Raw genomic sequence first — 22,289 nt, forward strand, 5'->3', positions numbered from 1 at the left:
TCAGAATGACGAAATCAAAGGTTTTGCAAAGCCCTTTATTAGATATAAAAAAAGCCCTTCCCGCAAAAGGAAGGGCTTTTTCTTATTTATTTAAGTATTTAGTCTATTGACCAAGCCACTGTTTTCGCAAGGTAACTTGCTCTTCACTGGCATCTTCAACTTCTGTGAGTTTAAGGGTCTCAACCATGGGAGTGCCTACCTTCCCGGATAAGGTTACTTCTTCTTCTCCTCGAATTACGACCATCTCAATTTCGGTGTCGGGAGACCACTGCATGGATTGTGGAATAAGTTGTCGGATATTTTGCAATGTGTAGTCGGTTCCATTTACCGTTTTAATAATATCTCCGGGTTGCACACCAAGTTCCTTTAGTGAACTGTTAAGCTCCATATCACGGAATTCAGCTCTTCCGGTCTCATCATTGCCTTTAAGAAAAGGAGTACGATCTTTAATAAACAGGCTCGTTTTCGTCGAATCCTTGACTCGTTGTAAGCCAACCTTGCTAAAGAAGTCGCTATAATTAATAGGCGTATTTCCAGCAACGTGTGTTTTTAAGAAATCACCAACCGAAGGGTAGGTCATTTCTGTAATCTCACTGATAAGCTTATCATCTGTGAAAGGTTTCTCTGTACCGTACTTTTGTGAAAGCTCAGTCATCAATGAGATCATACTTCGCTGACCGTTACTCTCTTCACGCATCAAAATATCAATGCACATACCGATAAGTGCTCCTTTCTGGTATACATTGTAGTAGTTAGAAGCATAAGGCTCTTCTAAAACATTTTCACTCATTTTGGTGAAACTCATAGAGTCATTCATATTAAGTGAAGACTCAATCTTACCATTTATCTTGTTATAAAATGCCTGCTTGGATTGCAGTCCTTCGTAGACCTGAAAGTGGCTGGCAAAGTATTCTGTAACTCCTTCATACATCCAAAGGTGTTTGGAAAAGCTAGGGGCATTGTAGTCGAAGTAATGCACATCCTCGGAGTGAACATTCAGGGGAGTCACAATATGAAAGAATTCATGCGAGACTACATCTGTCATTGACTGGTTTAGTCTTTGTGCCTGCATCGCTTCGGGCATCACCACAACAGTTGAGGTATGATGTTCAAGAGCGCCAAAGCCGGTTGGAGCGGTTTTAGCACGTGGCGCCAGGTACAAATAGATATCGTAACGATCTGTTGTTTTGAGTTCACCCAGGTAATCTTTTTGGGCATCCATCATACTTTTAATGGTTTTCTGGATGGCTGAAGCAGAGTGTTTCTCATTGGGGGAGTATACACTCAGTACAATCTGCATATCATCAACCTGGAATTCGGCAACATCCAGCTTGCCGTACATCATAGGATTGTCCGTAATCTGGAAATAGCGCTCAGCGGCATAGGTGTTGGTTACCTCGGTACTGTCCGAGTTATAGGTGGTGCTGACAACGGGCAGCGCTGCTGTACGTTTAAAGTCAGCGGGAGCCGTTAAATCCAGTCGATACTCCTGGTCTTGCAGGGTTTCAAAATATCCGACAAAACCGTGCAGGTTCAGTACAAAATTATCTTCTTTAATATTAGTACCGGATGGCGAGAACGGAGTTTTTTTGTCTGTATTTTCAATATCAAACGTATCATTTACATAGTAACCCAACTTATCAAAATTGCTGGCATCGGGGATAATCCATGTGTTCGCACCCTCTTTTTTTACATTCAGTGGTTCGCCGTCATAATTATAAGCTACCAGGCTGTCGGTAAAGCTACCAAAATCACTTACCGAATAGGTGCCCTGTACAACACGCGGCAGGCGAAAGATGACACTGTCAGCATCAAACTTACCAGGGTCGACCTGCACCCACACTCGATCATTGTTGACCTCGGTGAGATCGATAGAAGAAGCAATCGGTTTTTGTTTAGCAGCAGGTTCTTGATTTTTATTTTCTATATTGCCGCCCATCTTGGGAGAGCAACCAACGACAATTACTAATATTGTTAAAAGATAAAGAAGTCTTCGCATGTGCAATATTTATTGATTTATGTTTGAGATATAGTTTTCGTTATTGAATAGTCTTACGTATACCGATTTTTGGTTAACAGTGTTACAGTAAAAACAGAGTGTTAACAAATATTAATCAATCTTGAATAATAAAAAGGATAAGAAGAAAGTAACAAAACTGGCCGAATTACTCGATAACAAATTCCAGGTACCTGGAATCCCGATTAAATTTGGATTAGATCCTCTTTTGGGATTGCTGCCGGGAGTCGGTGATTGGATAGGCGGTGTTATTTCATGCTATTATCTCTTTAATGCTACCAAAGAGCAGGCCCGCTGGTCGGTGCTGCTGCGGATACTGATTAATATTTTGCTGGATGTGTTGATTGGTGCTATACCCGGGCTGGGGGAGGTCTTTGATGTGTATTGGAAAGCTAATATTCGTAATGCAGAGATTCTACAAGAGCTTGCAGATCATCCCGAACAAACTACAAGGCGCAGCCGATGGTTTAACTGGATAATATTTATCGGCCTTACCCTCATAATCTTTGCTGTATTATTTGCCACCAGCTGGATATTAATTGCTTCTTGGGTAATGATATCAGATATGTTTAATTAAAACGGCCTCTTGGTGAATGTTCTACATTTTCTGGTTTTTGTTATGCGCTCGCATTTTTTTAATTGCATAGGCACCACCAGCCGCTGCTAATATTCCAAGCCCACCGTCAATAGGTGTTTGTTCTGGGGACCCGGGCAGACCGGGTTGTGCCATTACAAGGGTTGGTAGTATTGTGAAGATAAGGAGCGTAGCAAGTGCGAAAAATCGTTTCATGAGGTTGAATTTGATATTAGAAGCTGCAGTTACTTAATGAGCATCATTTTCTTGGTGAGTACTTTTGCCCCGATTTTAAGGCGATATAGATATAAACCCGAAGCAAGATTAGAAGCATCAAAGGAAGCTTCGTAGCGACCGGCCGATTTCTGCGTGTTAACCAGGGTACGGATCTTACGACCAAGAACGTCGTAAATATTGAGTTGCACTTCCGTTTGTTTCGGGACTCCATATCGAATTACAGTAGAAGGGTTAAAGGGATTTGGATAGTTTTGCTTCAGCTCCATTCTATTTGGAATTTCATTTAAGTCTCCCTGTTTAGAATTGGGATCAATAGAGAGTTTAAATCTGGAGTTCGTCGCTTTAGCCTTCAGTACAGTAGGGATAGGGGAATGGTGTGGGCGAAAGCCCTTTTGATATTGAGTAGTTCCAGAAAGTGAATGATCTGTATTACGGGTTGAATTTTTGTGTTGGTTTGCTACCTTAAATGAATATTCATCGGCACTATTTAATGATATTATCTGATTAGTATGGTTGTCTTTCAGGGTAACAGCGATATTGGAGGGTAGGGCCTGGGGATCCCATCTCAAAGTGTAGGTGCCGCCAAGGTCTGAACCTTTGAAATCTAAATCCAGATGTAGGGGATTTTTGAAATCAATAGGAAGCACATTAATATCCAGGGCATGACGCTCGGTATTGGTAGTATATAACGACAAGTAACTATCATTTAACGATTCCAGTTTCCATGCATCAAGCGGGTCTTTCCCCTTTTGACCTCGTTTATCAAATGTTAGAATTGTTTTGGATTCCATGTTCTCACCTTCCAGGGTAAAAGTGATCTCAGGAGAGGTTGTTTCTTCCTCTTTATAAAATGCTCCGCCAGCACTCTGTACATTCTCAGTAAATTCCAGTACAGGTGATGGGGCATTGGCTTCTATCCAAAAACCCTGCCAGGGGGCAATAAGACCATTTGGGAGGGTCCCATTTGAGCCGTTCCAAGAAAGGTAGGCCCCGGTACCACTATTTGCCGAACTATCCCATACATAAATAGAAGCATTCAGGTTGTTTTTTGTAAATGCCGGGTCATCCCAGTTAATAGTAACATTATAGGGATTGCCTACAAGGTTAAATCCATCGCTGGAGGTGCCATTATTATTATATGATAATGATGGTGATACCGAACCGGTACTGCGACTCTGGTCAACGGTAAGCGTCTTTGGGAATCCCTCATTGGTGCCATCATAATTTTGATCATCATACACATAGACAAGAAAGCCCTGACCGGCATTGGGTACCGTGGTGGCATCACTTACGGCTTGGAACTGTTGGGTGGCTTCATCCCAGGTATGTAAGTTAGCAGTACCGTTTGTGACATCTGCTCCCGACATCCCTTGCAGCCAAAGGGGGCCGAGTAGTCCGGTGTAGGAAAGCCCACCGGTTGGGGCCGTCATTATTCGCCAGCCTTCGCTACCTGTTATTTGTACCGTTAGTGGGCCTTCGTATGCTCCCAAATCAACCTCAATGCCAATAATACGCGGTTCGCCGGTAATATCGGTGTTTGATATGTTGGTAGCACTATTGTCACCTGCTTCAATGGACGAAGAGCTAGCCTCAAGATCTAAACCATCATCGGAGGTGAAAAAGGTATCATCGGTTCCATCTGGGTCTGTATCATCCGTAAATTTAGGGTCGCCTTGCAGGTTCGTACTTTGACTGAAAGTAACAGTACTGCCATTGCTGTTGGTATAATTGATAGTTCCCCCGCTGGAGTTTGTAACTCCGCTTGTACCGGCTTCAATAAGGGTATACCCAACGGTGGGTGCAACGCCGTTACCACGGTTATATATCTGTTCACCGCCGGTGCCGGCCACGTTACCATAAAGAATAGTATTGGTAATAGAAGGTTCAACAGTACCGCTGCCGCTTGCTGTTACGTCATTAGTAATAGCCCCGCCATCGGCTCCTGATGTATTTCCGGTGAAGGTGGCATTGGTAATAACCGGACTACTTACCCCATCTTGACCATTACTATAGAAAGCTCCGCCATTGCCATTCGTGGTGCTATTATTTGCGAATACAGTATTTGTAATCACTGGATTACTTTCACCGCTGGTTCGGCCGTCATTGAATATTGCACCGCCATCCGTTTCGGCAGAGTTACTAATAAATATAGAACGTTTGATAGTTGGGTTGCTCTGTCCACCAGATCCCCCGTTGAAGATTGCACCGCCATTTCCGTCATTACCGGGACTTGAGGTGGTTACGGTATTACTTTTGAACACCGAAGAGGTAATTACAGGGTTGCTTTGCCCGTTGTTAGCTCCATCGTTGTATATTGCACCTCCGCTGGCTGCTGTGTTATTGCGAAATGTCGAATTGGTGATTGTAGGGTTGCTGGTTCCACCATTTCCACTGTTGAATAAGGCGCCGCCAAGTAAGGTTGCACTATTATTTTCGAATGTGGATGCACTGATAGTGGGGTTGCTGTTTCCGGTACTATTGCCGTAGCTATAGATGGCTCCACCAAGGTTAGCGGCATTATTACCGGTAAAGGTGGATGAGCTAATATCAGGGCTGCTTTCTCCGTTATATCCCTCATTAAACATAGCCCCACCCAAAGTAGCACTGTTATTTGTAAACGTTACATTTGAAATAGTAGGATTACAGACGCCTCCGCTGGTCCCTAAATTTAGAATACCGCCCCCTCTTTTTTCATAAAAACCGCTACCGTCAGCATTGCCGGAAGTAATTGTAACACCATCTAGGATAGTAGATGTAGTTATGTTGTTTGATCGTCCATCGAATGAAAACACATTATAACTATTGTCTGATTGGTCATTGGCGGTACCGATATCCCCGGAGAGCAGCACCGGATGATCAGTGGAGTTTCGATCAGAGAACGTATCTCCCTGTTCAAAACCGCCATAAATTTTGATACCATCTTTAGTTCCTGTAATAGAGAAACTTGCAGTACGATCGGTTCCGGTTGTGGGTTTGTAAGTTCCTTCGGCTATCCATATTTGATCGGAGCTGCTAGCCGCTTGTAAGGCCCCTTGCAAGGTTGTGTAGGCATCGCTCCATGAGCTGCCGTCGTCAGCTCCCGTGGCGGTATGGTCAACATAGATTTGTGCCTGGGAAAGGGTCGGTACAGCCAGCATAAGGACTGTGACAAAGACAAACGTATTGAGTAACGAAATTGATGAAAGATGGTATTTATTCATATTAGTAATTCGATAATTGAATCCCGGTTTTTATTCGACACAGGTATTTTCTGTTGGAACATGACAAGCTTGTGTCAGCTTGTTGTATCAGGTTCCGATCTTAATTCAAATATGGCTGATTAAGTAGAGTCTACCCTATGTATATGAAATCGATATTAAACTATTGTTGCGGAATAGATGACCCAAGTAAAAATGCGAATGGATTAATAAATGCCTGAATTTTGGGAGAAAGCCTTTGGTGGTTGGGGAGGAGGGGGGTATATATTAGTGGGCCCGCTACTTTTGGGTAGCTCCAGAGAAGTCGTTGGTTATCCGCACAGGTCATCTCGAACCTCTTCGCTGAGTTATTCAAGATTAACAGTCCGGATATGAGTAGAGAGAATAGTAGCCAGTACTTTAGATTTATTCTAAATAGGTATTGTATATCTCTCATTCGAATTATATTTTAGGCCTTTCTCAAAACTCCCTCAAGTCAGAAATCTGCTGCCGAGGTAACAATTGGCAGTATCTATAAATTTTGTTACAACAGGCGATGGCAATTTTATTGATAACATTATCTGCACTACTTTTTTACAGCACTTCAAAATATTTCCCATTTAGGCTTCCGGACGTGTTCGAAGGAATAATGGACATTGGCAATAGAGCCGGGTTCGCTCTTTTGATATGTGCTACAGTAGTGTTAGTGCAGTCAATGTCGGTGAGCACTGCAGTTATTGTGGTGTTAGTATCACTAATGACAGTGCTTCCGCTACTTGTCTTTTCATTGACGCTCTACCCCAAAAGTTGGAAAGGCTGGGTTGTACTTATAGTCGTAATTGCAATAACAGACATCGTAGGTTATGCCAGCTAACAAACGTTACCTATCCACACGAGCCCAGAGAATATCAAAAACATTGGCCGGTATTGTCGGGGGCTACTTTGTAACAATAGCGATCCATTTACTTGTCGGGGTAATCATAGGTACAGGCCACGGATGGGTACAAACTGTTACTTACAGCACTTTTCTTTTCTGGATTGCCGCCATGGTTGTAGCGCTGTTGTTTGAAAAAGCCTGGAAAGTTTGGGCGTTATACCTTTTTATCACTTTCAGTTGTGCTGCATTAATATACTTACTTCGCTAATATGAGACTCAACGGATTAGGAAACAGAGCTTATAATATTATGCACCATACACATACCGTCACGGGTATGATGATCAGTGCAATCCTTTTTGTGATTTTTCTGGCAGGAGCTTATTCCCTGTTTCGTACTGAAATACAGGAGTGGGAAAATCCGGCAGCGCGAACAGCAGTGCAGCACAATATCAATTATGATAGGGTTGTTCGGAATATTGACAATTCGTATGATCTGGAGCCCCACAAGCCCTTACGAATATTCCCTGTGCGGGCGGGACATCCAGAAATTGAGGTATATGGAGAAACGCATGAAGAAGGAGGGGGACACGACCATTTCCATACGCATATCAATCCGCAAAACTACCGGGCACAGGGAGAGGAACCCGAGCATGAAACAGTGGTAAGCCAAACGCTATTTAAGCTCCACTACTTAGATCAAATTCCTACTTTGGGTTTATATATTTCGGGATTTGTTGCTCTTTTCTTTCTGCTGGCCAGCATATCGGGAATACTGATTCACTGGCGGAATATTGTTCAAAAGTTCTATGCTTTTTTTGTAGGCAAACGCTGGAAGCAGATCTGGACAGACGCCCATACCGTTATTGGGGTAATAAGTTTACCGTTCCAGGTAATGTATGCTCTGTCGGGGGCGCTTTTTGGATTGTCGCTGTTACTGCTGTTACCAAGTGTTATGGTGATGTTTGGCGGCGATCAGACCCCGGTACTTTCTACCATCCGGCCTGAGCTGGGTTTGGAGATCAGCGAACAGGCTCCCCGGGCAGAGATGATATCATTAAACAGGCTACAAGAAAAGGTGACCAGCGACTACCCCAACCACCAGATTGAGGAGGTCGCAATCAGCCATTACGGCTACGATGATGCGGTGGCAACGTTCTATATTGATGATAAAACGGGCCTGATGGGCAGTGGCAGCCTGTCGTTACAGCTTACCGATGGGCAGGTGATGGAAGATCTCAGTCGATTCCCATACCAGAAAGGCTATAGCGGATCGGTATATGATCTATTAGTAAAGCTGCATTTTGCATCGTTTGGCGGTATGTTGTTAAAAGTGATCTATTTTCTGCTTGCTCTGTTAAGCTGTTTTATGATTATCAGTGGAGTCCTTATTTGGCAAGTTGCCCGTGATAAGCGCCAGTACTCCGATAAACAGAAGCGGTTTCATCACAGAGTTACCAAGCTAAATTTGACGGCCTGCTTGAGTTTATTCCCGGCTATTGCGTTACTGTTTATTGCTAATAAAGCTGTACCTATAGATTATGACGGAAGGGGAGTACTGGTTAAGCAGATCTTTTTTCTTTCATGGGTGGTACTTGCTGCCGTTGGCTGGAAATGGGACAGCTATGCAGATATAACAAAAAAATATTTCTTGACAGGCAGCGTGCTTTCCTTCGTAATTCCAGGGCTAAATGGCCTTGTAACGGGCGATTGGTTTTGGCTTTGTTGGGATATGATGGCGGGTGTAGCTACAATAGATCTGTTGTGGCTTCTAACGGGAATAGTGGCTCTTTTTGCAGTATCCCAAATATCGATAAAAAAGGAGGAGGCCGAAGACAAGGGGAGTATTTCAGAAAAAGTGGCTGAGCCTGCAATATAGTAGTTTGCTCATCAGGTGTTGCAATAGAGATCCTTTTAGAGCAGTTCGGAATTGTTATTTATACGGTCGAACCTGATTGAATACATTCCAATAATAGCTATATGGCAGGTCATCTGTTTATTCTTCGAATGTGTCGAAAGTACTACTCCTTTTTATCTCTCATCTTTTTAATTGCATAAGCACCACCGGCAGCGGCTAATATACCAAGTCCCCCGTCAATAGGGGTCTGTTCCGGAGAGCCGGGCAGGCCGGGTTGTGCCATAAGTATGGTCGGTAGCGTGATCAGGATAAAAAAGAGGATTAAAGTGAGTAAGTGTTTCATGGAATTAGTATTTAGTTGTTTGAAACTGTTTTTATTTAACGAGCATCATTTTCTTGGTGAGCGTCTTGTTCCCCACTTTCAGTTGGTAGATATAAAGCCCGCTGGCTAACGACTTTCCATCAAAGTTGACGGTATAACGTCCCGGCGACTTTTGGGTATTAAGCAGAGTACGCACCCTTCTTCCCAGAACATCATAGACATTAAGCTGTACTTGGGTTTGTTCAGGAACAGCATATCGAATTACTGTTTCTGGATTAAATGGATTCGGATAATTTTGGTTCAGTTCTGCTTTTTGCGGGATATTAGATACAGTATTGTTTGTTTTTGCCGGGACTAAAGAAAGGGCAAAACGAGGATTCTTACTTTTCGCTTTTAGTACCGTTGGAATAGGACTATGCATTGGTCGTTTTAAAGGAGAATTAGTAACTGATCGTGCTGATGGTTGTTTCTGCTTGGGAGCGTTGAAACGGTATTTATCTGTTTTGTTAACGTCAATTTTTTGGTCCGTATAGGTGTCATGCAGAACCACCTTTATCCCCTTCGGCAGAGCTTGTATATTCCATTTTAAGGTATACTGCCCGCCGGCATCCGAATCTTTGAAATCGAGGTCGATATCCAGAGGTGTTTCCAGTTTGAGAGGCAGGGCATTAATATCCAGAGCATTGCCGTCTGCATCATTGGTATAAAGACTTAAATATTCTTGGGGATTCAATGACTCCAGTTTCCAGGTATCAAACGGATCTTTGCCAGCAGAAGCTTTGTCTTTTAACATGACTATTGCTGTTGATGATTTTTTTCCGTCCTTTAATCTGAATTTAATTTCAGGCACCCCTTTCTCTTTTCTCAAAATGCCCCCGGAACTTCGTGCCTCATCCTCAACATATAGCCAAGGTTTGCCGTTATTGTTAGCCTTCACCCAGAATCCCTGCATGGGGGCAATAAGTCCATTAGGTAGTGTACCCGTACTTCCGTTCCAGGATAAATAAGCGCCTGCACCACCATTCGCGCTATCGCTCCATACATAGAAAGACTGATCAATATTTGATTTACTCCAACCAGTACTTGCATCCCAATCGATAGTACTGCCAAAAGGATTTCCTATCAAATTCCAGCCGTCGCGTGCCTCTTCATAGCTGCCATTCTGTTTGGTAAGGGATAAGTAGAAATAGATAGTTCCGCTGTTTTGAGCACTGTCCACAGAAATAGACTTGGGAAATCCATCAGAGATACCATCGTGGTCCTGATCATCATAAACATAAACCAGAAATGCAGTGCCGGGCGTAGGGTAATCATTAGCATCTGTTAAGGGCTGCCATCCGCGGCCGGTCGTATCCTGCGATCCATCACCTTCACTCCAGGTGTATACATTGGGCACACCGTCAGTAACATCTGCCCCCTGGAATCCCTGGGTCCAAAGGGGTTCTAATATTTCACCGTATGAGGCCCCAAAATATGAGGATGATTGGTCTTCTTCTTCAGTACCGGAAATGGTGTTGTCATTACTGGGTGAACTCATTATTCTCCAACCTTCGTTACCGGTAATGAAGGTACCGTACGAGTGTGTGTCGGAACTTCGGGTAGCGGCTCCCTCCAGTACAGCTATTTGATCGTTGGCAGATTGATCTTCTGTTGCATATCCTCTGCTTTCATCAAGCGGCCAATAGCCCGTAAGGCCGCTTTCATCCCCGCCCAGGGATTGGAACATCCGATGTTGAATCTGTTCGTCACTTAAGGCGACATTCCATATTCGAACCTCATCAATATGTCCTTTGAGGAAGTTATTGGGATTGCCTGCTTCGTAGCTTTGCCCAATACTCCACTGATCGTCAGACGATAAGGATATTCCGGAAGTACTGTATGTACCTTCCTTTTTCCCGTCTATGTAGACGTATATTGAATCGTCGATTGTGTGTTGAACAATTGCAATATGATGCCAGTTCTCATCACCAACGTCGGTAGTGCCATCAATAGTGAAGCCACTGGCAGAGAGATGAACTCTCCCATCTTGTGTGCTTCCTTCTCCCATCTGCAACAGCAACTTGTCTGAGCTGCTTGCTGTTTGAAGGGCAAATAGGGTAGAAGCGTCACCGCCCGGCTGGTCATTTTTATTGGCTTTTACCCAGAATTCTACGCTCATATCTTCTGTTCCGGTAAATGATGAGTTTATTTCATTTAAGTTTAGAAATTGTCCGCTTCCATCAACATATACCGAGCGGCCGGCAATTGTGGGGACAAAAGTGTTTTCGAAGAGTACTATTTTATCTGCGCGATTTGACATCATTAGATCTAAGAAACCATCCCCGTTGTAGTCACCTGAAATGAACATTTCTCCGGTTAAATCAGTGTTGACTTTATATTCAGTAAAAGCAGGATTAGTGTTTCCGCTGTTTCTGTAAAAAAGGGTGGCGGCATTATCTCCTGAATAGGCCGCAAAGTCAGTATGCCCATCACCGTCAAAGTCATTTGTAAAGATGAACCCACCATCCGAGACAGAGGAACTGATACTTTGTTCTGAGAACTGAGGATCAGCTCCCCCATCGTTTTCTAGCAAGGTATAGCCGTTATCATGACCAATAAGGAGATCAAGGTCGCCATCACTGTCCATGTCGGCTGTTTTTAATCCTGATAGGTAAGATTCGCCGATTGTGATCGAATGTTGTGTAAAGTTTTGAGTGCCGTCATTTTCAAACCAGAGTAGGGGGTTTCCCGAGTCTCCAATAGTTAAGACAATATCTAAGTCTCCATCATTATCTAAATCGGCAACTTCAAACCGTTGTATACGCCTCGGCAAACCAGATATGATTATTTTAGAACCGAAATCGATAGTCGAGGTGCCTTTATTTTTCAGCCAAACGATATCTGCATCATAGGTATCGGCTACTATGATGTCAGTATATCCATTCCCATTAAGATCTGAAACGGTAGCTAGTGAAGGCGTGGTAAATGTATAGTCGAGAGGGATGCTGGTGAAGTTTTCACTTCCGTCATTTTCGTACACATAAATTTTGTTTAAGGTATAAACACTTGCTGCTAAATCAACATCGCCGTCTTTATCGAAGTCGGCAGCTACGGGAGCCAAGTATAAAGTATTTGTAGAGCTGTTAATGTCACCGGCGATATTATGTCGTGTAAATGAGGCATTCCCATCATTTTCAAACCATGCTAAATTATCTGCAGCAGAGGCTGTCAAACCAGCGGCAAAATCCAGGTCACCATCTCCATCGATATCGGCAGCATACATGTGAATGGGTTCGGTATCACTATCATTAAAAATGATATCTTTTACAAATGATGAAGGAGATAAGTTACTTTGCGACTTAAACGAAAAGGTATAGGCAGAAGAAAGCGAATCTCCCCCCGTGCTTTTAATGTTAGTAGTTGCGGTGACATATATCATTTCTCCGAAATAAAAATCTTGTGTCGGATCAATAGTAAGGGTAGAAGTCCCTTGTCCAGACACTGTAGCTGATATTATCCCGCTGTACGCACCGTGAACAACCAGCGTGGTATCGTGGATGGTACTGCCATCAATATTGCTGGAAAAGTTGAGGATGATATCTGAATCTAATGCCGCATTGATGCTGTTTGCAGACGGGGTTGTAGAAGTAATGGAGATATGTTGAGTCCAGCCTTTTTGTGAAACCAGAAGAAAGACCAAAAGAAAAATTATTGTTGTGATAGCCCGGAATAACCTTTTTGCTTTTATCATCTCGTATCGAATAGGATGTTCGTTTAGGTTCAATACCAAACAAATGATTAAAAGCAGAGATATCTATCACGCATTTGCGTGAGTAATAGCCTTCTTATGAATCAAAAGAATAAGACGGCCTATCTCACTGTTATTTTAACGGGATCGACCACTGGAGATGGCAACCGTTGCCGGGCGTTGAAGAGATTTGCAAGTCGCCATCCAGCTTATCTGTTCGTTTTTTTAAGTTATTGAGTCCCATTCCCGAATGTGAACTATTTTTCTTTTCCCCGGGATTAAATCCGCAACCGTTATCACGTATTGAAAGGTGTAGATTTGCGACATCTGTTTTTAACTGAATGTCGATTTTAGTGGCATTAGCATGCTTTACGACGTTGTGTAACGCTTCTTTAAACATGAGCGTAATATTTCGGCGACCGCTCAGTGAAATATGTTGTTCCGGATCATGGAGGTCAGTATCAAAGTGATGAGGCAAGTTTCCTAGCAGCGTATTGGCTGTTTGTCGCAACTTGTTGGTTAAATCTTCTATAGTATCCCCACCCGGATTGATAAACCAAATAATATCTCGCATGGATTCGGCTGTTTGCCGGCTGAGACGGTCAATTTCCTTAAGTCCTTCCTCTTCTTCATCATCAATATACGGATGTTGACTTATCAAACGACTCCGAAGAGCGATACTGCCAAGGTTGCTCCCTATTTCATCGTGCAGATCATTGGCAATTTGTATCCTTAAGTTCTCAATTTTTTTGAGATTCATCAGCCTGTACCAATACAACAGGCCAATTCCACCTATTATAGCAAGCAGTATCAGAATTTTAAATAGCATAGTTTCATAAAAGGCAGCCTCTACAATTATTGGAAGGGTTGCTGCTTTCTCACTCCAAACACCATCTCGGCTGCGGGCCTTTACCTGAAAAGTGTAGGTGCCGGGGTCTAAATTGGTATAAAATGCAGAGCGTCGATTTTCAACATGGTGCCACTTTTGATCAAATCCCTCTAGTCGGTATTTGTAACTGACATCTTCGGGAGCGCTCATACTTATACCGGCATATTTGATTTCAAGATTTAATTCATCCGGCTGCAGAATTAGCTTACCCCCATCCGGGTAGGGAACTTCATTAAAATCAATCAAGATATTTTGCAAATTAATGAGTGGCGGAATACCGGCATGAACTTTTTCTGAAGGATCTGTATAAGAAATCCCATTTTTAGTTAATACATACACCTTTCCGTCAAGGGGACTTTTATAACTGTAGCCAGTCATCAATGGGCTCAGTAATCCACTTTGGGCATCATAAAATTCCCAGTCGACTGTTTCTGATTTCCCATCGGCATAACTATTGAGAGATGATATGGAAGCCTTGTACATGCCATCCACTCCAATAAGCCAGAGATTTTGGTAATCATCTTGCAGTATGTGAAAGATAGTACGGCTGTTGAGCCCATCCTCATCTGAAAAGTGAAAGAAGGTTCCATTCTTAAATCGGTTCAAGCCGCCGCCGTTGGTACCTAGCCATATCGTATTTTGCTCATCGGCATGAACAGCACGGATAACAGAAGAACTTAATCCTTCGGTTTCAGTGAATTGAGCGATACTGGAGTCTCCCCGGACTTTGTTTAAACCATAAGCAGTACCTACCCAAAAATTATTTTTAGAATCCTCATCAATGCCCAAAACTCGGTCATTGGACAACCCACGAACAGGCTTAGCCTCCTGTGGGTGTTCTTCATCAAAACATGAAACACCTTGGGTTAAGGTAGCAGCACAAATGGTGCCATCGGCTTTTGCCATCAAATCCTGGATACCATGGGGAGTGCGTGTTTCGGATAAGAATACACGACGCATGGTACCATTTTTAAACTGATACAATCCCAAGTTTGTAGCTATCCATAAAGTGTTTCCGCTTCCTTCTTGTAAGTCATTAATCTGCGGTGTGTTTTCAAAACTATTAAAATTGAACTCTTCTCTACTGTTATCGGAAAGGTGAATTATTTTTTTGGTAGTCGCTATCCAAAAATCTGCCTGGTCTTTTTGGATTATTGATACCGGTATTCCATCCTGATTTGAATCCAATTCAATCAATGTCTGAAATGTAGTCTTTTTTAAGCGAAACAGACCATCAGGGAAAGCCGAAACCCATATGTTGGACTCCCGATCTTGGATGATATCACCGATGACTTTACCATTGAAACCGGCCACTTCCTCGAGTGAATGCGATGTAGCCGTTTTAACGTAGAGGCCATGCTGGGTGCCCACCCAAAGAGTATTATCTCTTGACAGCAGTGCAGCCCTGATAGTATTGGCGTCTGGAGCAAAGCCCGAAAGGTCGAAGGATGTAAAAGCTGAGTCTCTCCTCAGAAAAAGTTTATTGCTGGTTCCAACCCAAAGATTTCCACTGTCATCACTCTCAAAAGAAGTTATTGTATTTGGCATTACTTGAGACCCATTGGAACTCATATGCATTGAATCGGTTCCAAGCACTGTAAAACCAGCATCTAAGGTGCCAGCTAATATATCGCCTGTTTTCATGCTGTGTAAAATGCTTACATGATTACTGATAAAACCATTCTGGGCATTATATGATATAACCGTATCTGCTTTAATTTTGGCAAGTCCTCCACCATCTGTTCCTACTAAGAGGTCTCCGGAAGCATCCTCATTAATGGTAAGGATGTTTTGATTGATATTTTTTTGTTTGCCAAATGGCCGCTCAAATGTGTGGTCTTCATACTTTACCAATCCACCATGTGATGTTCCAATCCAGATGGTGCCCTGATTGTCTTCAAAAATAGTTTGAATCTGATTGGTTTTGAAAGCCTTGGTATTCCTGGAGTTAAAGTTTCTAAAGCTTATCCCATCAAAAACACTTATTCCGTTATCAGTAGCAATCCAAATATAACCAGCCTTACTTTGATGAAGGTCAAAAATTACGTTGGTGGGGAGTCCGTCTTCAATACTCCAGACATCCTGTTTCCACTGCGCCCGGATATTGTGAGGGCAGGACAGTATAATAAGAAAGAGGCACCCGAGTATGCTAAGCCTTGACACTTTTGATTTCATCCCGTTACAATCCACTCTATAATTTTTATTTATAGGTACTAAATTTATGATGCAATTAGAAATGAATCTTTTAGAACTGTTAACAAGATGCCTCCTCAACGTTGGTACCGAATGAAAAACGAACCGTATTAATCCAGGATTATCCCTTCTTTAACAGCTTTGGCTACGGCGTCGGATCGGGAATGTACTTGTAGTTTTTCATAGATATTTCGCATGTGGCTATCAACGGTATGAAAGCTGATATCCAGGTCCAGGGCAATGGCTTTTTTGGTAAATCCATCTATAACATATTGAAGAATCTCTTTTTCACGAGGGGTTAAATCATATTCTTGTGAGGGGGGACTAATTTGCGAAAATCGTCTTAGTACCTTTCGGGCTATATGGGTATTCATGGGAGACCCTCCCTCCATAACTTGTTGTATGCCGGTTAAGATCTCTTTTTCAGTTGCAGATTTTAACAAGTAACCGGAGGCTCCTGCACAAATAGCGTTAAATATTTTATTATCCTCATTATGGACGGTTAACATAATAATCTGTATGTCGGGATGCTGTTCTTTGACCTTCTTAACAGCTTCAATGCCATTTATACCGGGTAACCCTATATCACTAATCAATACCGAAGGAATAGGGTGTCGGTTCAGTGCCCGCAGCATCTGTTCCGCAGTGGAAAAATCTCTGGGGCAGCAGAATCCTTCCATTGTATCGATGACTAATGCAATCGATTTGCGGTAAGAACTGTTATCTTCAACTATCCAAACCGGTATCTTTTCAGAAGCTGACATAGAAAATATTAGTTAACTGTTTCCTTCACAGGATATGAAAAAAACAGATTGCATTCCATCACGTAGTTGCGTGAGGGAATGGGGGGATAAACTTAGTAGTGAGGCTAGCCCATTCCATAAAACTTACTGCGCTCTTTATAATAGGGGGTAAAGACTTTGCGTAATTCCTGGTATTCTGGTTGAGTCAATGAAGGATCATCTTTCATCACTTTCCAGGCCGCTGTTTTGGCCTGCTCCAATATCCTTTGGTCTTCTATTATATCAGCTACGCGGAACTCTGGCAGGCCGCTTTGCTTGGTACCCAGGAAGTCCCCGGGTCCGCGCAGCTCCAGGTCTGCTTCGGCAATTTCGAAGCCGTCGTTGGTCTGCACCATCTTCCGCAGCCGAAACTGTCCCTCTTTGCTTACCTTGTGTCCATGGATCAGAATGCAATAGCTTTGGCGCTCACCCCGGCCAATGCGTCCCCGCAGCTGATGAAGTTGTGAAAGTCCGAATCGTTCGGCATGTTCTACCAGCATGATACTGGCATTGGGCACATCAACCCCTACTTCTATTACGGTGGTAGAGACCAGCACCTGTATTTCATTATGGATAAATTGCTGCATGGTCGCATCTTTATCTTTGGATTTCATCTGCCCGTGCAGCAGCCCCACTTCGAAATTAGAAAATCGCTTCTTTAACTTTTTGTAGCCGGCAGTAGCATCTTTGAGATCCATCTTTTCCGATTCCTCAACCAGGGGATATACCACATAGGCCTGTCCGCCTTTTTTGAGCTCCTCTTCTACAAAATCATAGATGCCACTATGTTTCTTTTGTGGACGAACGGCCGTTTTTACCGGTTTGCGTCCACCGGGTAATCCTTTAATAATGGAGATGTCCAGGTCGCTGTATAAGGTCATAGCCAGTGAGCGGGGGATAGGGGTTGCCGACATAACTAATACATGAGGGTGGGAACCTTTTTGAAGTATCTCAGCCCGTTGTTTAACCCCAAAGCGATGTTGTTCATCAATAACAGCCAACCCTAAATTGTGAAAGTTCACTTCTTGCTGGATAATAGCATGCGTTCCCACTACAATATCGCACCCACCACCCTCAAGATCAGTGAGTATGTCCGTACGAAGACTCTTTTTCTGATTACCGACCAAAAGACGAATATTAACATCTAGCGGTTTTAAAAACTCTGACAAAGTACGGAAGTGTTGTTCTGCAAGAATTTCTGTTGGGGCCATAAAAGCGGCTTGGCAGTTATTATCCAGGGCCATTAAGATAGCTCCAATAGCAACCACCGTTTTTCCGGATCCCACATCCCCTTGTATTAATCGATTCATCTGAGTACCCGACCGAACATCCTTCTTTATATCGGAAAGGGCTGATTTTTGTCCGTCGGTTAGCTCAAAGGGCAGGTGTTGATTAAAGAACGCTGTAGTATAGTCTCCCAGATTTTGAAATATTTTTCCCTCGTTTTTCTCAATGACTTCATGTTTTGTCTTAGCAATACTAAGCTCAAAAAGAAACAGTTCTTCAAATTTAAAGCGTTTGAATGCCTGTTTATACTCTGATTTGGATGTTGGGAGGTGAATCATTCGATAGGCTTCATGACGCCTGGGTAAACTATGCTGCTCTAGTACGCTTTCGGGAAGAAACTCAGGCGGCTTTTCGTGTTTTAAGATTACCTTTTGCCATTGGTGAATAAGTTTGCTGTTCGTGTACGTTTTAGAAAGGGCCTTATTGCTGGGGTAAATGGGGACGATCTTTTTGAGATCCTGGATGTCCGATGAATCGCCAATTTTATCATATTCGGGATGTGCAATACTGAATTGACGGCCATATTTTTTAACGGCACCGAAAAATGCGACTAGTTCATCCTCAGAAAACTGTTTTTTAATATAATGCCCCCCTTTAAACCAAACCCCTTTAAGCGAGCCCGTGTCATCTCGAATGATAACTTCCAGTCGTTTCTTTCGGCCTCGGCCTTTTTGCTGTATCTTCTTTATTCTACCGACTACCGTGACTTCCTCACCATTTCCGCGCAAATGATCGATTTTTGCCACCGTTGTTCGGTCGAGGTACCGCCTTGGGTAGAAGTTAAGCAGGTCTAAGATACTATCTATTCCACTCTCAGATAGTGCTTTAATGCGTTTTGTACTAAGCTTGGGTAAATCGACTAATTTCAAAATAGATATACTGATATATAATTATATACTAGTTATTTGAAGCCTTCTGACGGCTTTTCCCTCAGATATAGAGGAATATGAGTACCAAAGAGAAAAAGGTAAAGAAATATTCAGTTTTTTCTTGCATTAGTACCCAAGAATTCCTTATCATTGGCAACTCTTGTTTGACCGAAAAATCAATTAAGCGTATTAAATCGTGCCTACAATACAACAACTTATTCGCAAAGGTAGAAAAAGCAAGTCTAGTAAGACAACGGCCCCTGCTTTGGAAGGCTGCCCGCAGAAACGCGGTGTCTGTGTACGAGTTTATACTACAACGCCTAAGAAGCCGAATTCGGCTCTGCGTAAGGTAGCTCGTGTACGACTAACTAATGGCTATGAAGTAACAGCATACATCCCCGGTGAGGGGCACAACTTACAGGAACACAGTATTGTACTTGTTCGTGGCGGTCGTGTTAAGGACTTGCCTGGTGTTCGTTATCATATCGTGCGTGGAACGCTCGATACTGCAGGTGTGGAAGATCGTAAGCAGGGTCGAAGTCTGTACGGAACAAAAAAGCCTAATTAGTAATTGTTGAGTAGGAATTAAACTGAAAAGAATATGAGAAGAAAGACAGCAGATAAGCGCGAGATACAACCAGATCCGGTATTTGGTGACAAGTTGGTCACGCGCTTCGTGAATAATCTGATGCGGGACGGCAAAAAGAACGTCGCTCGAAAGATTCTCTATCAAGCATTTGAAATTATTGAAGAAGAAACCGGCGATGAGGGGATGGAAATATTTAAAGAAGCCCTCAGTAATGTATCGCCTGTAGTTGAGGTTCGTTCTCGCCGTGTAGGTGGTTCGACTTACCAGGTGCCGGTTGAAGTTCGTCCTGATCGTGGGACAGCGCTGGGAATGCGTTGGTTGATCAGTGCTTGCCAGACGAGAAACGACAAGTCCATGGCTCGCAGATTGTCGCGAGAACTTTTGGATGCTGCCAACAATGAAGGTGGTGCGGTGAGAAAGAAAGATGAAGTTCATCGTATGGCAGAAGCAAACAAAGCGTTTGCCCACTTTAGATTCTAAATGATTTAAGATTTATAGTAATGGCTGAGACAAAGACAAAGACAGACCCTAAAATTGTAGACCAGATAAGGCGTACGCGTAATATCGGTATCGCTGCCCACGTTGATGCGGGGAAGACGACAATGACCGAGCGTATCCTTTATTATACTGGTATTACACACCGTATTGGTGAAACCCATGATGGTGCATCTCAGATGGACTGGATGGATCAGGAGAAGGAGCGTGGTATTACTATTACTTCTGCTGCTACTCACTGTATCTGGAAGAATCATCGTATTAATATTATTGATACGCCTGGTCACGTTGACTTTACTGTTGAGGTAGAGCGTTCGCTTCGTGTTCTTGATGGTGTAATTGGGGTTTTTGATTCTGTTGGAGCTGTACAGCCACAGTCTGAAACTGTGTGGCGTCAGGCTAATAAGTACGAAGTGCCACGGATGGCATTTGTTAATAAGATGGACCGTGTAGGTGCTGACTTCTTCAATGTTGTTGAAGAAATGAAGGAGAAGTTGAATGCCAACGCGATACCAATTCAGATCCCTATTGGTGCCGAGGAGAACTTCCGCGGTGTTGTTGATCTTATTACAATGACGGGTATTATTTGGGATGATGAGTCTTTGGGAATGGAGTATGATGAAGTTGAGATTCCTGAAGATCTCAAAGAAAAAGCTGAAGAGTATCGTAAAATTATGATCGAGTCTATTGCCGATCATGATGATGCTCTGATGGAAAAGTACCTCATGGATGAGGAGATTAGCCAAGAAGAAATTGAGAACGCACTACGTGATGCAACGCTAAACCGCGATATCACAACTGTGATGTGTGGTTCTGCACTTAAGAATAAGGGTGTGCAGACAGTGCTTGATAAGGTTATTAAGTATATGCCTAGCCCTTATGACATTCCTCCCATTGAAGGTAAGGATCCTCAAAATGATGGCGAGCCGATCCAGCGTAAGCCGAGTGTTCAGGAGCCGTTTTCTGCACTGGCATTTAAGATCATGACTGATCCTTATGTTGGGAAGTTGACCTTCTTCCGCGTGTATTCCGGTGAGTTAGAGAAAGGTTCTTATATTTATAACGCTACAACCGGTAAGAAAGAGCGTATTGGTCGTATCCTCGAGATGCATGCCAATGAGAAGAAGGATCTTGACATCGTACGGGCAGGCGATATTGCTGCTGCCGTTGGTGTTAAGGAAGTGAGAACGGGTGATTCTTTCTGTAGTATGGAAGAGCCTATTATCCTTGAGGAGATTACATTCCCAGAGCCCGTAATTAAGCTTGCCGTTGAGCCTAAGTCAAAGGCTGACGCTGAGAAGCTGACTACAGGTCTTATTAAGCTTGCTGAAGAAGATCCTACATTCCAGGTTGAGACCGATGAAGAAACCGGTCAGACTACTATTGCAGGAATGGGCGAACTTCATCTCGAGATTATTGTTGATCGATTAAAGCGTGAGTTTAAGGTAGAAGCCAACGTTGGTGCGCCTCAAGTATCTTATCGCGAAACAATTAATAAGAGTATTGAGCACCGAGAAGTTTATAAGAAACAGTCTGGTGGTCGCGGTAAGTTTGCTGATATGGAATTTGAAATTGGTCCTCTCAGTGATTTTGATGAGTTTGAAGAAGAGGACAACAATGTTTCTGTTGACGAAGGCTTTAAGTTTGTCAACGAAATAAAAGGTGGTAATATCCCAACTGAATTTATTCCTTCTGTAGAGAAGGGTTTTAAAGAAGCAATGACTTCAGGAATTCAGGCAGATTATCCTGTACAAAATGTAGGGGTTCGTCTGTTTGATGGTTCTTACCACGATGTAGACTCCGACCAGTTCAGTTTTGAGCTTTGTGCAAAAATGGCATTTAGGCATTCTGCACAAAAAGCTGATCCCAAGATCCTTGAGCCAATTATGGATGTGGAAATCATCACTCCCGAAGAATATATGGGAGATGTGATTGGTGACTTGAATGGGCGTCGTGGTCTAATTGGAAAAATGGATAACGACAAGCAGGGTTCAGTAGTACACGCTCGAGTACCATTATCCGAGATGTTTGGTTATTCTACTGATCTGCGTTCAGTAACTCAGGGCCGTGCCTCATATTCTATGGAATTTAGCGATTATGAGCAGGTGCCCAATAACGTTGAGAAAGAAATTCTAGAAGAAAGATCTTAAAACATCATTAATAAATAGTATTATGGCAAAAGAAACATTTGAGCGGAATAAGCCGCACGTAAATATAGGAACCATTGGTCACGTCGATCACGGGAAAACAACTCTGACAGCTGCTATTACTACGGTAATGGCGAAGCATCACGGCGGGGTTGCCAAGCAGTTCGTTGATATTGATAATGCGCCCGAAGAGAAAGAGCGTGGTATCACCATTTCCACTGCTCACGTTGAGTATGAAACCGAGGAGCGCCA

Annotated in this window: 15 protein-coding genes; 7 read left to right on the forward strand and 8 right to left on the reverse strand. The window is 43.0% G+C overall.

Going from position 1 to position 22,289, the window contains the following annotated elements:
- Positions 1 to 103 precede the first annotated feature (103 nt).
- Positions 104 to 1,999, reverse strand: a complete 1,896-nt coding sequence (locus tag G3569_RS17220) for a M61 family metallopeptidase (RefSeq protein WP_165271331.1) — start codon at positions 1,997 to 1,999, stop codon at positions 104 to 106.
- A 121-nt stretch (positions 2,000 to 2,120) separates the two neighbouring features.
- On the opposite strand from G3569_RS17220, the gene G3569_RS17225 reads away from it, so the two are divergent.
- Positions 2,121 to 2,594 (forward strand): DUF4112 domain-containing protein, encoded by a 474-nt coding sequence (locus G3569_RS17225; RefSeq protein ID WP_165271332.1) that lies wholly within the window; start codon positions 2,121 to 2,123, stop codon positions 2,592 to 2,594.
- 21 nt (positions 2,595 to 2,615) lie between these two features.
- Here the strand turns inward: G3569_RS17225 and G3569_RS17230 are convergent, their stop codons facing one another.
- Both G3569_RS17230 and G3569_RS17235 read right to left on the reverse strand, forming a co-directional pair.
- Entirely contained in the window at positions 2,616 to 2,807 is a 192-nt protein-coding gene (locus G3569_RS17230) for a PID-CTERM protein-sorting domain-containing protein (protein ID WP_165271333.1), read from the reverse strand.
- Between the two features lie 29 nt (positions 2,808 to 2,836).
- On the reverse strand, positions 2,837 to 6,028 hold the full coding sequence (locus G3569_RS17235; RefSeq protein WP_165271334.1) for a T9SS type A sorting domain-containing protein: 3,192 nt from the start codon (positions 6,026 to 6,028) through the stop codon (positions 2,837 to 2,839).
- Between the two features lie 839 nt (positions 6,029 to 6,867).
- Here G3569_RS17235 and G3569_RS17240 point away from each other — a divergent pair.
- Together G3569_RS17240 and G3569_RS17245 are read left to right on the forward strand one after the other, a co-directional pair.
- Positions 6,868 to 7,149 carry a hypothetical protein gene (locus G3569_RS17240; protein WP_165271335.1) on the forward strand — a complete coding sequence of 94 codons (282 nt, stop codon included), beginning with the start codon at positions 6,868 to 6,870 and terminating at the stop codon, positions 7,147 to 7,149.
- 40 nt (positions 7,150 to 7,189) lie between these two features.
- A complete protein-coding gene (locus tag G3569_RS17245) occupies positions 7,190 to 8,758 on the forward strand; it encodes a PepSY-associated TM helix domain-containing protein (protein WP_165271336.1) in 1,569 nt (522 codons plus the stop codon).
- Between the two features lie 142 nt (positions 8,759 to 8,900).
- Here the strand turns inward: G3569_RS17245 and G3569_RS17250 are convergent, their stop codons facing one another.
- The 5 genes from G3569_RS17250 to recG all read right to left on the reverse strand — a co-directional run bounded on the left by G3569_RS17250 (position 8,901) and on the right by recG (position 18,806).
- Positions 8,901 to 9,080, reverse strand: a complete 180-nt coding sequence (locus G3569_RS17250; protein WP_165271337.1) for a PID-CTERM protein-sorting domain-containing protein — start codon at positions 9,078 to 9,080, stop codon at positions 8,901 to 8,903.
- A 31-nt stretch (positions 9,081 to 9,111) separates the two neighbouring features.
- Positions 9,112 to 12,738, reverse strand: a complete 3,627-nt coding sequence (locus tag G3569_RS17255) for an FG-GAP-like repeat-containing protein (RefSeq protein ID WP_205720269.1) — start codon at positions 12,736 to 12,738, stop codon at positions 9,112 to 9,114.
- 181 nt (positions 12,739 to 12,919) lie between these two features.
- Positions 12,920 to 15,850 (reverse strand): sensor histidine kinase, encoded by a 2,931-nt coding sequence (locus G3569_RS17260; RefSeq protein WP_165271339.1) that lies wholly within the window; start codon positions 15,848 to 15,850, stop codon positions 12,920 to 12,922.
- A gap of 128 nt (positions 15,851 to 15,978) precedes the next feature.
- On the reverse strand, positions 15,979 to 16,632 hold the full coding sequence (locus G3569_RS17265) for a response regulator (protein ID WP_165271340.1): 654 nt from the start codon (positions 16,630 to 16,632) through the stop codon (positions 15,979 to 15,981).
- A gap of 104 nt (positions 16,633 to 16,736) precedes the next feature.
- Complete coding sequence (gene recG / locus G3569_RS17270; protein ID WP_165271341.1) at positions 16,737 to 18,806, reverse strand: ATP-dependent DNA helicase RecG; 2,070 nt, start codon at positions 18,804 to 18,806, stop codon at positions 16,737 to 16,739.
- A 196-nt stretch (positions 18,807 to 19,002) separates the two neighbouring features.
- Between recG and rpsL the strand changes: the two genes are divergently transcribed.
- From rpsL to G3569_RS17290, 4 genes are all read left to right on the forward strand, one after another.
- Positions 19,003 to 19,374 (forward strand): 30S ribosomal protein S12, encoded by a 372-nt coding sequence (gene rpsL / locus G3569_RS17275; RefSeq protein WP_148899892.1) that lies wholly within the window; start codon positions 19,003 to 19,005, stop codon positions 19,372 to 19,374.
- A gap of 33 nt (positions 19,375 to 19,407) precedes the next feature.
- Positions 19,408 to 19,875 carry a 30S ribosomal protein S7 gene (gene rpsG, locus G3569_RS17280; protein WP_165271342.1) on the forward strand — a complete coding sequence of 156 codons (468 nt, stop codon included), beginning with the start codon at positions 19,408 to 19,410 and terminating at the stop codon, positions 19,873 to 19,875.
- Between the two features lie 20 nt (positions 19,876 to 19,895).
- A complete protein-coding gene (fusA, locus tag G3569_RS17285; protein ID WP_165271343.1) occupies positions 19,896 to 22,040 on the forward strand; it encodes an elongation factor G in 2,145 nt (714 codons plus the stop codon).
- A gap of 22 nt (positions 22,041 to 22,062) precedes the next feature.
- Positions 22,063 to 22,289, forward strand: a 227-nt coding sequence (locus G3569_RS17290) for a GTP-binding protein (protein WP_240894696.1), incomplete at its 3' end; no start/stop codon positions are given.

The organism is Fodinibius halophilus (assembly GCF_011059105.1).
In the GTDB taxonomy this organism is placed as follows: Bacteria; Bacteroidota; Rhodothermia; order Balneolales; family Balneolaceae; genus Fodinibius; species Fodinibius halophilus.